We start from the raw sequence: 12,621 nt of genomic DNA on the forward strand, positions 1-12,621 counted from the left end.
GGAGATCCGGCATGACCGACCAGGAAGCCCACGCGTTCGTCGAACGCTTCGCCGCAGCATGGGCCGCCAAGGACGGCGCCGCGTTCCTGCGGCTCTGGCGCCCCGAGGGCCAGTTGCACTACCCGTTCGCCAGCCGCGTGATCCGCGGCAGCGAGATCGGCAAGCTGAACGACCTGACGAAACAGAACGCCCCGCATCTCACGTGGAAGCTCCTGGGGTGGACGCTGCGCGGCGACGTGATTGTCGTCGAATGGGAAAGCTCGAACCGTTATGGCGAGCACGTCGTCACTTGGCGGGGGGTCGACAAGCTGACCCTGCGCGATGGCCGGATCATCGAGGAGGTGGTCTACGCCGACACCGCGCCGCTCCAGGCGATGCGCATGGGCCGGAAATTCGACGCGCTGATCCAGTTCCCGGACTAAGCCGCCATCCGGGCCTTGAACACCCCGTCGGGCAGGCGGCCGGCGCGGCTGGGGTGGATGAAGAAGTAGTCCTTCCAGGGGAGGCCTTCGACGAGCGTCGTGCGTTCTTCCAGGCGGTCGCCGTTGAGGGCGAACATGCGGTAGCCGCGGTCGCGGAAGACGTCGAGCACCGCGTCGCCCGAGGCGCCGAAGCGGGCCTGCAGCATGGCCGGATGGATCTCGAGCAGCACGTGCGGGCGGTCGCGGTCGAGGATCTGGATCGCGCCCATCAGCGCCTTCAGCTCGGCGCCCTCGATGTCCATGCGGATGAAGTCGATCTTCTCGATCTCGTGGGCCTCGCAGAAGCCGTCAAGGGTGATGACCGGCGTGGGCTGGACCTCCATGCCTGTGTCCTCCAGGTCGGGGCGCGCCGGGCCGTTGGGCCGGGTCTCGGCGACGTAGGCGTAGGCGCGGCCCATGCGGCCGGAGGTCTTCTTCGGCGTGACCAGCAGCATCTCGCCCGGCTTGTCGGCGACGGCGGCGTGGACGGGCGTCACCTGCTTGCCGATGCGGTGCCAGGCGATGGCGGTCTTCAGCACCTCGAAGGCGAAGGCCGAGGGCTCGAAGGCGTAGATGCGCGCCTTGGGCGCCACTTGCGTCATGACGTAGGAGTGGCGGCCGTCGCTGGCGCCGACGTGCAGGCAGACGGGCGCGCCCGACAGCAGGTCGGCCAGGTAGGGCGTCTCGGGCTCGTGCTTGGCCCAGGTCCGGTTGCGGCGCCAGGCGCGGAAGGCGTGGCCCAGCACGCGTAACGAAGACATCCAAACTCCCCCGCGAGCGACCCTCAGGCGGCGTCGCGCACCACGGTCATCATGTAGTTCACGTCGGTGTCGACGGATTCCGTCCAACGGCCGGTGAGCGGGTTGAATACGACTCCATAGGGGCCGTCCACAACGACCGGCTGGCCGGACAGGAAGTCGCGGATTTCCTGGGGCTTCAGGAACTTGTTCCAGTCGTGCGCGCCGACCGGCAGCCAGCGCAGTATGTACTCGGCGCCGATCTTGGCCAGCACCAGCGCCTTCAGCGTGCGGTTCAGGGTGGCCACGATCATCAGGCCGCCAGGCTTCAGGAGGCGCGCGCAGTCCTGCAGGTAGGCGGCCGGATCGGCCACGTGCTCGATCACCTCCATGTTGAGGATCACGTCGAAGGGCCGCTCGCCGGCGGCCAGCAGGTCTTCCGCCGTGGAGGCGCGGTAGTCGATGGAAAGGCCCTGTTCGGCGGCGTGGGCCGCGGCGGTCTTGATGTTGCGCTCGGAAGCGTCGACGCCGGTGACCGCAAAGCCCAGCCGGGTCATGGGCTCGGAGAGCAGGCCGCCGCCGCAGCCGATGTCGAGCAGGCGCAGGCCTTCGAACGGGCGTCGCGCCTTCCCGTCGCGGCCGAAGCGGTAGAGGGCCTGGTCGCGGATGAAGGCGAGGCGGACGGGATTGAACTTGTGCAGCGGCGCGAACTTGCCCCGCGGGTCCCACCACTCGGCCGCGATCCGCGAGAAGGTCTCGACCTCGGCCGGATCGACGCTGGATCGGGGCTGCGCGCTCATGGGAGCGTGTCTTAAGTCGGATCGATCCTTGCCCCAAGCCCTGCGATGTTGCGGTTTCGCCGGCCGGCCCTAGCCTTGAGGCCAACACCTGACGGAGGACCCATGCAGGCGCTGATGATGGACCGGCCGCTGACGCTCCCGTCGATCCTGGAGCATGCGGCGCTCTACCATGGCGACCGCGAGGTGGTGACGCGGACGGTCGAGGGGCCGATCCACCGCTACGGCTACGCCGATGCGCTCAAGCGGTCGAAGCAGATGGCCAAGGCGCTGCTGGCCCTGGGCGTGAAGCCGGGCGACCGGGTGGCGACCCTGGCCTGGAGCACCCATCGACACTTCGAGCTCTACTTCGCCGTCACCGGCATCGGCGCGGTGCTGCACACGATCAATCCGCGACTGCATCCCGACCAGGTGGTGTGGGTGGCCGACCACGCGGAGGATTCGGTCCTCCTGTTCGACATCACATTCTCGGACCTGGTCGCCGAGATCGGACCGAGGATGGCCACGGTGAAGACCTTCGTGGCCATGACGGATGCGGCCCACGCGCCGCCGGGCGTGCTGGTCTACGAGGATCTGCTGGCGGCCCAGACACCGGACTTCGACTGGCCCGACATCGACGAGAAGAGCGCGTCGGGCCTCTGCTACACCTCCGGCACGACGGGGAACCCGAAAGGCGTGCTCTACGGCCACCGTTCGACAGTCCTGCATGCGCTGGCGCTGGCGTTGCCCGACGCCTTCGACTTGTCGGCCCGCGACGTGGTGATGCCCTGCGCCCAGATGTACCACGCCAACGCCTGGTGCACCCCGTATGCCGCGCCGCTGGTCGGCGCGACCCTGGTGCTGCCGGGCCGGCTGCTGGACGGTCCGTCCGTCTGCGAACTGATCGAAGGGGAGGGGGTGACCTTCCTCCTGGGCGTGCCGACCATCTGGGTGGGCGTGGCCGACCACCTGGACCAGACCGGCGGCCAGCTCACCTCGGTCAGGACCATCGCCATCGGCGGCTCGGCGCCCACCGCTTCGCTGATCGCCCGCATCGAGGCGCGGCTGGGCGGCAGGGTGCGCCAGATCTGGGGCATGACCGAGACCTCGCCGCTGGGCGTGATCAACACCGCTCTGCCGCAGCACGCGGGGGAGAGCGCCGAGGCGACGTTGCAGCGCAAGCTGAAGCAGGGCCGCGGCCTCTGGGGCGTCGAGCTCCGGATCGTCGGCGAGGACGGGAGCCTCTTGCCGCGCGACGGCAAGAGCCCCGGCCAACTGCAGGTGCGCGGGCCGTGGGTGAGCTCGGCCTACTTCAAGCAGGACGGCGCGGCCGCCTTCACCGCCGACGGCTGGTTCGACACCGGCGACATCGCCACCATCGACCCCGAGGGCTACCTGCGCCTGACCGACCGGGCCAAGGACGTCATCAAGTCAGGCGGCGAGTGGATCTCCACGCTCGACCTGGAGGAGGCGGCCTGCTCGCACCCGGCGGTCGCCATGGCCGCGGCGGTGGGTATGCCGCACCCGAAGTGGGACGAGCGGCCGCTGCTGCTGGTCACGCTCCGTCCGGGCCAGAGCGTCGACCCCGAGGAGGTGAAGGCGCACGTGGGCGCGCGGGTCGCCAAGTGGTGGACGCCGGACGAGGTTCGGGTGGTCGATGCGCTCCCGATCGGGCCCACCGGCAAGGTGCTGAAACGCGAATTGCGTGACCGGCTGGCCACAGCGCCGGCCGCATCGTCTCCATGAAAAAAGCCTAACAGAACCGCCCCTTGAACCGTGCGTTCACATCTCCAGGTGATGCTGAGGTACTGAGGAGGTCGGGCGTTGGCTCGCAAACGTCCAAAGGGTGTGCTGGCGATGGGGTGGGCGGCGATCGAGGCCGCCGCCAAGGGCCGCACCGAACACGCCCCCACGTCGGCGGATTTTCCGGATCATGTCGTCCGCCGCACCAGCTTTATGTCCGGCGGTGGCCATGGCTGGCGCATCTCGGCGCTCGAGACGCCGCGCGCCGTTCCTGCGCCCTGGAAGATCGTGGTGATCACCGGCGCGCCATCCTGGGCCGAGTACTGGGCCGAGACGATGTCCGAACTGCCGCCCGAGCGGGAGATGATCGTGGTCGACCGGCCGGGCTATGCCGGCTCCGAGCCGCTGCACCCCGTCACCGACATCCGCGTCCAGGCCGAGGCCTTGGCGCCCGTGCTGCGGGCCGCGCCCGGTCAGAAGGTGCTGCTGGTGGGCCAGAGCTACGGCGCCGCCATCGCCTCGATCATGGCTGACCAGAACCCCGGCAAGGTGGCGGGCCTGGTGCTGCTGTCCGGCTTCTTCGGCGAGGCGGGGCCGACCGCACGGTGGCTGCTGGACCTGGGCGGCAAGGCGCTGAAGATGATCCCGCGCGACCTGCGCCACGCCGTCATCGAGGTGACCGGCCAGAGGCCGCAGCTGCGCCACGCCAAGCGCGCGCTGGCCCGGGTGAACGTGCCGATCCACATGATCCACGGCGACCAGGACGACTTCGCCCCGCTCGAGGTAGCCGAGAAGCTGGCCGACGAGACGGTGACCCGCCGCCCGATCCGCGTGGTCCGCACCGAGGGCGCCAACCACTTCCTGAACGACGGCCCGGCCGAGATCCTGATTGCGGCGCTGGAGTCATGCATCCCGCAGAAGGGGCCGGCCTGGACCTTCCGTTGGCCGAAGCTCTCGGGCTTCTGGCCGGTGAAGCTGGGCGTGAAGAACGCGCAGACGGCCTAACGCAGGAACCAGCCGGTCGCGACGGCGAAGCCGATCACCACCAGCCAGGGCGGCAGCTTCGCGACCTGCAGGAACACGAAGGCGGCGGCCAGCAGCGCCCAGTCGGCGGGGCGCTTGATGGTGGTCATCAGCACCGGGTCCCATAGCGCGGCGGCCAGGACGCCCACCACCGTCGCGCCGACGCCGGCCAGGGCGCCGCGCGCCCAGCCCTCGCGCTTCAGCCGGTCCCAGAACGGCAACACGCCCACGACCAGCAACAGGCTCGGCAGGAAGATGGCGAAGAGCGCGATCAGACCGCCCACGATCCCGCGCGGCCCGTAGGTCTGGGCGGCGCCCACGTAGCCCGCGAAGCTGAACAGCGGGCCGGGCAGCGCCTGCACCGCGCCGTAGCCCATCAGGAAGGTCTCCTGGTCGAGCCAGCCGCGGTCGACCACCTCGCGCTCGAGCAGCGGCAGCACCACGTGGCCGCCGCCGAACACCAAGGAGCCGGTGCGGTAGAACACGCTGGCCAGCCCCAGCCCCGGGTTCTGCAGCAGCGCCGCCAGCACCGGCAGGCCCACCAGCAGCAGCGCGAACAGCGCCAGCGCGACGAGCGCGCTCTGCGGGTCCACGGTCTCGGCGGCGTCATCCGGCGGCGTCTCGCCGGCGTCGCCGCGCAGCATGGCCAGGCCGAAGAGGCCGCCGGCCACGATCGCCGCCACCTGCGCCACCGGGCTCTGCGCAATGACGAGGCCCAACGCGGCCCCGATCGCCATGCCGGCGCGGATCGGGCCCACGGCCAGGGTGCGCGCCATCTGGATGACCGCCTGCAGGACGACGGCGGCGGCGGCGATCATCAGGCCGTGGATCCAGCCGTCGCCGAACCGGAACATGAGTTCAGGCGAGAACGTGGCGAAGGCGATCATGGCCGTGGCGGCCGGCAGGGTGAAGCCGGCGAACGCCGCGAGCGCGCCGGCCAGGCCGGCTTGCCGCAGGCCGATGGCCATCCCCACCTGGCTCGAGGCCGGCCCGGGCAGGAAATGGCAGAGCGCCAGGAGGTCGGCGTAGGCGGCCTCGCTGATCCAGCCGCGCCGCTCGACGAACTCCCTGCGGAAGTAGCCCAGGTGCGCCACCGGGCCGCCGAAGGCCGTCAGCCCCTGTCGCAGGAACGCCAGGAAGACGTCGAAGGCGGTGACGGTGCGGACCGGCTGGGCGTCGTCCATGGCCGTCTAGATGAAATCCAATCGTGGCGTTGTCGAGCCGCGTTTAGGGCTTCCCAGCCCCATCTGAACGGCGATAAGGCTTTCCGCCAAACAACCGTTTCAGAGAAGGGGAAGACGCCGATGAAGGCCGCCGTGCTGCGCGAAGTGGGCAAGCCGCTTCAGATCGAGAACGTGAACATCTCCAAGCCGGGCCCGCGCGAGGTGCTGATCCGCACCGCCGCCGCCGGCGTCTGCCATTCGGACCTGCACTTCATCGAGGGCAAGTATCCGCACCCGATGCCGGCCGTCCTGGGCCACGAGAGCGCCGGCGTCGTCGAGGCGGTCGGTTCGGAAGTCCGCACCGTGAAGCCCGGCGACCACGTCATCACCTGCCTGTCGGCCTTCTGCGGCCACTGCGACCACTGCGTCACCGGCCACATGGCCCGCTGCGTGTCGCCCGAGACCAAGCGCCGCGAGGAAGAGGAGCCGCGCCTGTCGTCGGCGAACGGCCCGATGCTGCAGTACCTCAATCTGTCGTCCTTCGCCGAACAGATGCTGATCCACGAGAACGCGTGCGTCGCGATCCGCAAGGACATGCCGCTGGACCGCGCGGCCCTGATCGGCTGCGGCGTGATGACCGGCGTCGGCGCCGTGATCCACACCTCCAACGTCCGACCGGGCGACACCGTGGCCGTCATCGGCTGCGGCGGCGTGGGCCTGGCGGCGGTGAATGGCGCGGCCCTCGCCGGCGCCGGCCGGATCATCGCCATCGACATGGCGCCCGGTAAGGAGAACCTCGCCAAGTCCATGGGCGCCACCGACTTCGTGCTGGGCGGCCCCGACGCCGTGAAGACCGTGCTGGAGATGACCCGCGGCGGCGTGCAGCACAGCTTCGAGGCCATCGGCCTCGCCGCGACCGCCGAGCAGGCGTTCAACATGCTGTGCCGGGGCGGCACCGCCAACGTCATCGGCATGATCCCGGTCGGTCAGACCATCAGCCTGATGGGCGCGGCCTTCCTGGGCGAGAAGCGCATCCAGGGCTCGCTGATGGGCTCGAACCGGTTCCCGGTCGACATGCCCCGACTGGTCGACGCCTACATGGCCGGCAAGCTGCACCTGGACGACATGGTCAGCCGCCGCATCAAGCTCGAACAGGTCAACGAGGCCTTCGAGGAAATGAAGACCGGCGCGGTCGCCCGCTCGGTCATCGTCTTCGACGCCTGACGCAACGCACGGCCGGAGGCGTCAGCGCGCCTTCGGCCGCATCACCAGCCAGGGCGTGGGGCGGTGGCGCCACTCCCAGACGGCCAGCAGCTGGTCCAGGTGGTTGAAGTCCAACAGCCACGGCGGGCCGGTGAGGTGCTTCGTCCCCGTGTCCACCTGGACGATGTCGTGGGTGGCCTCGAAACGCCCGCGGATGGTGGCCAGCGCGTCGGCCCGATAGACGTCGTGGGTCTCCACGATGATGGTCATCTGGGCCAGCGCCGGACCCAGCTCGGGCTGCAGGATGTCGACCTCGGCGCCCTCGGCGTCGACCATCACCAGCACGCGGCGTCCGGCGAAGGCCTGGAAGTCCTGCGGCTTGAACTCACCGCCGACGATGACCCGATCGCTCACGCCGTTGCGGGCGGCCAGGTCGGCGCAGGCCACGCGCGCCTTTTCTTCGATGTCGTGGGCGTAGACTGTCACCTGCGGCATCGCCCGCGCCAGGCCCACGGCGTAGTAGCCCTCGGCGCAGCCCACATCGATCACGCAGTCCACGCCCTCGGCGGTGATGGCGGCGAGGTGCGGATGCAGCTCGCACTCGTAGGTGCCCAGAAGACGCGGCATCAGGGCGCCCTCGGCGGCGACGCTGACGTATTCCATCCCGGCGAACGGCCCGCCCCAGATCCGGGCGCCTTCCAGGGAGACGTAGGTGTTGGACAGCACGTATGAACGCCACTGCCCCAGCAGGCGAAGCAGGCTGTAGACGATGTCGATGGAGGGCTCGGGCGGCCACTCGGCGACCCAGCTGCGTACGGCTCGCGCCGTGTTCGACGTCACGCCCATCGAGACTTCCCCATACGCCGATACTCGCCGCCAACTAGGCGCGAAGCGGCGCAGGGCGCAAGCTTAGCGGGAAGAGATCGGCTCGCCGGCCGACGCCATGGCCCGCGTCGGCGGCGGGCCCTCGGCGAGCAGGCGTTCCAGCCGGCCCTTCTCGGCCTTGAAGCGGGCAAGCTCGGCGCCCGCCAGGACCGTCCCCTGCGGAACCTTGGCGCCGACCGGGTTCACCCGGCGGCCCTTCTGCCAGACCTCGTAGTGCAGGTGCGGTCCGGTCGACATGCCCGTCGAGCCGACGTAGGCCACGACCTGGCCCTGGCGCACCCGCGTGCCCGGCCGCATGCCCTTAGCGTAGCGTGACAGGTGCGCGTAACCGGTGTCCCAGCCGCCGGAGTGGCGGATCTGCAGCCAGTTGCCGTAGCCGCGCCAGCGCGAGGCCTTCACGACCACGCCGTCGCCGGCCGCCAGCACGGGCGTGCCGTGGCCCGCCCCGAAGTCCACGCCCTGGTGGGCGCGCGCATAGCCCAGGATGGGATGGCGGCGCATGCCGAAGCGCGACGTCAGCCGCGCGCCGTCGACCGGCGTGCGCAGCAGGAAGCCACGGATGTTCTTGCCGTGCTCGTCGAAGTACTCGGCCTCGCCCCCGTCGCGCTGGAAGCGGAAGAACTTCACGCCGTGCAGCTCGGCATACTCCAGCTCGCCGGTCTCGATGGTGCGGCCGCTCTCGGTGACCTTGCGGTCGAAGACCAGACGGAAGTCGTCGCCCGGCTGGATGTCGCGCTGGAAGTCCAGCTTGTGGGCGAATAGCTTGGCCACCTGGGCGGTGATGGCGGGCGTCGCGCCGAGGCGCTGGGCGCTCTCGTAGAGCGAGCCCTGGATCTCGCCGTCGGCGACGGTGGTCTCGTGCGCGACCTTCTCCTCCAGCGCCCGCAGGCGCAGCGCGCCGTCGAAGGTGCGAGACACGGTGACGGACGTCGCGGGGCCGGTTCGCATCGACAGTCCGATCAATCGCGCCTGGCCGCCGTCGGACAGAGGCTGCGCGACGGCCGCGTCGAAGGCCAGGCCCGCCTTGATCTTCACGGTGTCCATGGCGCGGCCCAGCGTGGCCACCACCTGGCGCGCCTCGTCGGGCGCCACGCCGGCGCGCTGCACGGCGCCTTCCAGCGTCTCGCCCGGGCGCACCTTGACCTCGATGTTCTCGGCGCGGCTGAAGCCGATCTGCGTCTCGGCGCGGGTGAAGGCGGCGTGCTGCAGGGCCGCGGCCTGCTCGGGGGCCATCACCGGCGCCTGTGGCCGGTCGAGGCGCAACGCGGCCTGCCATCCGGCCACCGCGGCGGTGAACGCAACGGCGCCTGCGATCAGGCGCGGCGCATAGCGCCTCGAAAATCCGCGCGGGTCGAATTCCTGCATGCCGCCCCCGGTTACTGACCGTTGCGTGGCCCCGGATGCCCGGAGCCTGGAAAAAGCACCCCCCGGCGCCCCTGCAGTAATTGAATGATCAGCGGAAACGCGAGGTTACCGCGACCGGTAAATTGTCTCAGCCTCTAGATCAGGCCCAGCACCAGCTCCGCCGGACGGCAGAGCGCCGCGCCCTTAGGGGTCACGACGATAGGGCGATTCACCAGGATCGGCTCGATGATCATCGCGGCGATGATCGCGTCGTCCGAAACGCCGGGATCGGTGAGGCCGAGTTCGTCGGCGTTGGTGCCGCGCACGCGCAGGATATCGTGCGCGCCCACCTCCATCCGCGTCAGCAGGTCCTGGAGCTGGTCCTTGGTCCAGCCCGCCTTCACGTATTCGACGACGGTGGGCTCGATCCCCTTGTCGCGGAGCAGGGCGAGCGTGTTCCGCGAGGTCCCGCAATTGGGGTTGTGATAGATCGTCACGTCACTCATGGCCCGCGGGATAACCCCTCGAAGGTCGATCACCAAGTGAACGCGCGCGTCCCGGTCACGAAGGTGGAGTCCGAGGTGTCCCAGGCCATCACGTCGGCCGGTCGCGGGGGCAGGGGCGCGACGCCCTGGGGCCAGCGTTCGAGGAGGGCGTTGTAGCGCACGTCAAGCCGACCCCGACCACTGGGCCGGATGACGAGGTCGGGCGCCTTCCCCGGCGCCTGCCACGCCACGGTGACCCATTTGCCCGCCGGCAGGGCAAGGTTGATCGGCACGCCGGCCAGCGTGACGGCCTCGGCCGCCGTTCTGGCGCGGAGCTGCAGCGTGAGCGTCCGGGCGCCGGGCGGCGGTACGACCGCCAGCCGCACCGTGCCGTCGGCCCGCTTGGTGAGGGAGACCTGCGGCGACGGCTCGGCGACCGGCGGCGCGGGCGCGGCCCGTTGGGCGCTGCGCCATGACCAGTGCTTGAGCAGCGGGGCCTCACCGTCCTCGGCGGCCAGCACCTGGCGGCTCCAGTCGGTCTCGTCGCTCCGCCGCGCGAACCGCCAGGCCCGGCCGGTGTCCTGGTCGACCAGGTAGCCCACGTAGCTCGCCTGCGGATATCGCGCCGACCACGGCTCCTCCGTCCGGACGACGACGGTGAGGGCGAGGCCGCCGGCCAGCAGCATCGTGCCTACGATCACGCCCCTTTCGGCGCCCTCGTCCGGCTGGGCCAACGGCCAGAGGACGAAGCCCGCGGTGATGATCTGGAGGCCGAACAGCGGCATCAGGTCCATGGCCTCGAACGTGAAGTGCGCGATACCGCCCACCCACCCCAGCGTCACAGCCGCCATGGCCGCCAGCAGGGCGGTCGCGACTGCGCCGCGCTGCGCGCCGAGCGACGTGGCGGCCGCACCGAGCGCGCCCACCAGCAGTGGCCAGACCAGGACGTAGGACGCCTCGGGGAACGCCGCCTGGACGACCACCGACAGCATCAGGCCCAACAGCAGGACGCCAGCCCAGGCGCCCGGCCGCGACGTGGGCCGGCTGTAGACGAAGACCCCGACCAACCCGGCCAGCACGCCGGTGACCGCGCCGATCATGTCGAACCCGCCGAAGGCCGAGCAGCCGAGGCCCAACGCCACCGGCAGGGCGGCGATCCAGCGCCGGCCACGCGCCAGTTCGCCGGCCGCCAGCATCAGGAAGGCGAGCGACAGCAGCATGATCGCCCACTCCCAGGGCGTGACCTGGGCCAGCAGGAACCTCTGCTCGACGAAGCCGAACTCGGCGCCGGTGAGCAGGCGGGCGAACTGCAGCAGCGCCACCGCGCCCAGCGCGCCGAACATGAGCGCGCCCATGCCCCGCAGGACGTCGGTCGCCGGGAACGCGCCGGCGTGCCGCGCCCAGCGCACCGCGAAGGTCAGCAGGGCCGCGATGACGACCAGCAGCACCCAGCCGACCCAGACCGGATAGGCGATCAGCACGTCGCCGAAGAGGTTCGAGTAGATCGGCGAGGCCGACTTGCCCGGCAGCTCCGCGGCGAACGCCGTCTCGGCGGCCGCGGCCAGCAGCTGGGTCCCCATGTCCTGCAGCGAACCGCGCTCGAGGTTGGCGGGCGTCGAGGTGGCGCTGTGGTAGTCGAACTGTCGGCCGATGATCGCATAGTTCATGCCCGGGACGCCGACCGCGAGGCTCTCGGTCATGTCCGTGTCGTTCGGCATCCGCTCATAGATCATCACCGAGAGCGAGGACGAGGCCGGGCGGATGGCCGTCCGCTGGAAGAGGTCGATCAGCTCGCCGTTCTGCTTGCTTGTCTGGAACATGTTGACCCGGCCGGCCGAGCCGCGGGCCTCCAGGTTCAGGACCAGGCCGACGCGCTTGGCCAGCGGGTCGCGCTGGAAGAAGTGGTTGGCCCCCAGGAGGCCGGCCTCCTCGCCGTCGGTGACGATCAGCATCACGTCGCGGGCGGGAACGCCGCGGGCCTTGATCGCCCGGACCGTCTCCAGCGAGGCGGCCACGCCCATGATGTCGTCCGCCGCGCCCGGCGAGCCCGGGACGCTGTCGTAGTGGGACATGATGGCGAGCGCGGGCTTGGTGCGGTCGCGGCCGGGCAGCACGCCCACCACGTTTTCGACGGGCCCGGCGACGATGAGGTCGGGATAGGCCGGGCGCTGCAGCACCCCCACGCCGGGCCGCACCTGTGGCGACAGCCCCAGTTCGGTCATCCGGCGGACGAGGGCGTCGCGGACCTGGGCGTTGGCCGCGGAGCCGATGGGGTGGGGCCGCGAGGCCATCAGTTTCACGTCGGCGAAGGCGCGTTCGGCCGAGAACTCGACCGAGCGTGCGCCCGCCGGCTGGGACTCGGGAACCATCGCGTCGATGAACGCGATCCAGGCGCCCACCGAGAGGGCCGCCAGCAGCGCAAGGTATCGAAGCACGCCCGACTCCCTCCCGATTTTGCGCGAGGCTAGACCGCGGCGGCGGAAAACGAAAACGCCCGCCGGTGAGGGCGGGCGTCTCGCAGGGTATAGGAGTGGATCGCTTAGGCGGCGACGGTGATCGCGCCTTCCTGCGGGTCGCGCAGCACATAGCCGCGGCCCCAGACGGTTTCGATGTGGTGCTTGCCGTCGGCGGCGGCCGCGAGCTTCTTCCGGAGCTTGCAAATGAAGACGTCGATGATCTTCAGCTCGGGCTCGTCCATGCCGCCGTAGAGGTGGTTCAGGAACATTTCCTTGGTGAGCGTCGTGCCCTTCCGGAGCGAGAGCAGCTCGAGCATCTGATATTCCTTGCCGGTCAGATGCACG

Annotated in this window: 12 protein-coding genes; 4 read left to right on the top strand and 8 right to left on the bottom strand. The window is 70.4% G+C overall.

The window, feature by feature from the left end:
* On the top strand, positions 1 to 422 hold a 422-nt coding region (locus tag VGD44_RS24615; RefSeq protein WP_331091088.1), incomplete at its 5' end, for a nuclear transport factor 2 family protein.
* Here VGD44_RS24615 and VGD44_RS24620 read toward each other — a convergent pair.
* Together VGD44_RS24620 and ubiG are read right to left on the bottom strand one after the other, a co-directional pair.
* Complete coding sequence (locus VGD44_RS24620; RefSeq protein WP_331091090.1) at positions 419 to 1,222, bottom strand: FkbM family methyltransferase; 804 nt, start codon at positions 1,220 to 1,222, stop codon at positions 419 to 421. The two genes, VGD44_RS24615 and VGD44_RS24620, sit on opposite strands and share 4 nt — an antisense overlap.
* 23 nt (positions 1,223 to 1,245) lie before the next feature.
* Entirely contained in the window at positions 1,246 to 1,998 is a 753-nt protein-coding gene (gene ubiG / locus VGD44_RS24625) for a bifunctional 2-polyprenyl-6-hydroxyphenol methylase/3-demethylubiquinol 3-O-methyltransferase UbiG (RefSeq protein ID WP_331091092.1), read from the bottom strand.
* 102 nt (positions 1,999 to 2,100) lie between these two features.
* Here ubiG and VGD44_RS24630 point away from each other — a divergent pair, with 102 nt between their 5' ends.
* Both VGD44_RS24630 and VGD44_RS24635 read left to right on the top strand, forming a co-directional pair.
* Positions 2,101 to 3,720 carry a long-chain fatty acid--CoA ligase gene (locus VGD44_RS24630; RefSeq protein ID WP_331091094.1) on the top strand — a complete coding sequence of 540 codons (1,620 nt, stop codon included), beginning with the start codon at positions 2,101 to 2,103 and terminating at the stop codon, positions 3,718 to 3,720.
* A gap of 78 nt (positions 3,721 to 3,798) precedes the next feature.
* Complete coding sequence (locus VGD44_RS24635; protein WP_331091096.1) at positions 3,799 to 4,722, top strand: alpha/beta hydrolase; 924 nt, start codon at positions 3,799 to 3,801, stop codon at positions 4,720 to 4,722.
* Here the strand turns inward: VGD44_RS24635 and chrA are convergent.
* Entirely contained in the window at positions 4,719 to 5,924 is a 1,206-nt protein-coding gene (chrA, locus tag VGD44_RS24640; RefSeq protein ID WP_331091098.1) for a chromate efflux transporter, read from the bottom strand. The two genes, VGD44_RS24635 and chrA, sit on opposite strands and share 4 nt — an antisense overlap.
* Before the next feature lie 120 nt (positions 5,925 to 6,044).
* Between chrA and VGD44_RS24645 the strand changes: the two genes are divergently transcribed.
* Positions 6,045 to 7,127 (top strand): Zn-dependent alcohol dehydrogenase, encoded by a 1,083-nt coding sequence (locus tag VGD44_RS24645; protein ID WP_331091100.1) that lies wholly within the window; start codon positions 6,045 to 6,047, stop codon positions 7,125 to 7,127.
* A gap of 21 nt (positions 7,128 to 7,148) precedes the next feature.
* On the opposite strand, the gene VGD44_RS24650 is transcribed toward VGD44_RS24645, so the two are convergent.
* The 5 genes from VGD44_RS24650 to VGD44_RS24670 form a co-directional block, all read right to left on the bottom strand.
* On the bottom strand, positions 7,149 to 7,952 hold the full coding sequence (locus tag VGD44_RS24650) for a class I SAM-dependent methyltransferase (RefSeq protein WP_331091102.1): 804 nt from the start codon (positions 7,950 to 7,952) through the stop codon (positions 7,149 to 7,151).
* A gap of 63 nt (positions 7,953 to 8,015) precedes the next feature.
* On the bottom strand, positions 8,016 to 9,356 hold the full coding sequence (locus VGD44_RS24655) for a M23 family metallopeptidase (protein ID WP_331091104.1): 1,341 nt from the start codon (positions 9,354 to 9,356) through the stop codon (positions 8,016 to 8,018).
* 134 nt (positions 9,357 to 9,490) lie between these two features.
* Entirely contained in the window at positions 9,491 to 9,841 is a 351-nt protein-coding gene (arsC, locus tag VGD44_RS24660) for an arsenate reductase (glutaredoxin) (protein WP_331091106.1), read from the bottom strand.
* 29 nt (positions 9,842 to 9,870) lie between these two features.
* Positions 9,871 to 12,255 carry a M20/M25/M40 family metallo-hydrolase gene (locus VGD44_RS24665; RefSeq protein ID WP_331091108.1) on the bottom strand — a complete coding sequence of 795 codons (2,385 nt, stop codon included), beginning with the start codon at positions 12,253 to 12,255 and terminating at the stop codon, positions 9,871 to 9,873.
* Positions 12,256 to 12,359: 104 nt separating this feature from the next.
* The coding region (locus VGD44_RS24670; protein ID WP_414694723.1) for a winged helix-turn-helix domain-containing protein at positions 12,360 to 12,621 on the bottom strand (262 nt) is incomplete at its 5' end.

The sequence above is a fragment of the Phenylobacterium sp. genome, from assembly GCF_036402295.1.
GTDB lineage: Bacteria > Pseudomonadota > Alphaproteobacteria > Caulobacterales > Caulobacteraceae > Phenylobacterium.

Excerpts from the sequence above, each read along its gene's own strand:
- VGD44_RS24650 (WP_331091102.1), bottom strand. The coding sequence starts at position 7,952 with ATGGGCGTGACGTCGAACACGGCGCGAGCCGTACGCAGCTGGGTCGCC.
- arsC (WP_331091106.1), bottom strand. The coding sequence starts at position 9,841 with ATGAGTGACGTGACGATCTATCACAACCCCAATTGCGGGACCTCGCGG.
- VGD44_RS24620 (WP_331091090.1), bottom strand. The coding sequence starts at position 1,222 with ATGTCTTCGTTACGCGTGCTGGGCCACGCCTTCCGCGCCTGGCGCCGC.
- VGD44_RS24655 (WP_331091104.1), bottom strand. The coding sequence starts at position 9,356 with ATGCAGGAATTCGACCCGCGCGGATTTTCGAGGCGCTATGCGCCGCGC.
- VGD44_RS24645 (WP_331091100.1), top strand. The coding sequence starts at position 6,045 with ATGAAGGCCGCCGTGCTGCGCGAAGTGGGCAAGCCGCTTCAGATCGAG.
- VGD44_RS24630 (WP_331091094.1), top strand. The coding sequence starts at position 2,101 with ATGCAGGCGCTGATGATGGACCGGCCGCTGACGCTCCCGTCGATCCTG.
- ubiG (WP_331091092.1), bottom strand. The coding sequence starts at position 1,998 with ATGAGCGCGCAGCCCCGATCCAGCGTCGATCCGGCCGAGGTCGAGACC.
- chrA (WP_331091098.1), bottom strand. The coding sequence starts at position 5,924 with ATGGACGACGCCCAGCCGGTCCGCACCGTCACCGCCTTCGACGTCTTC.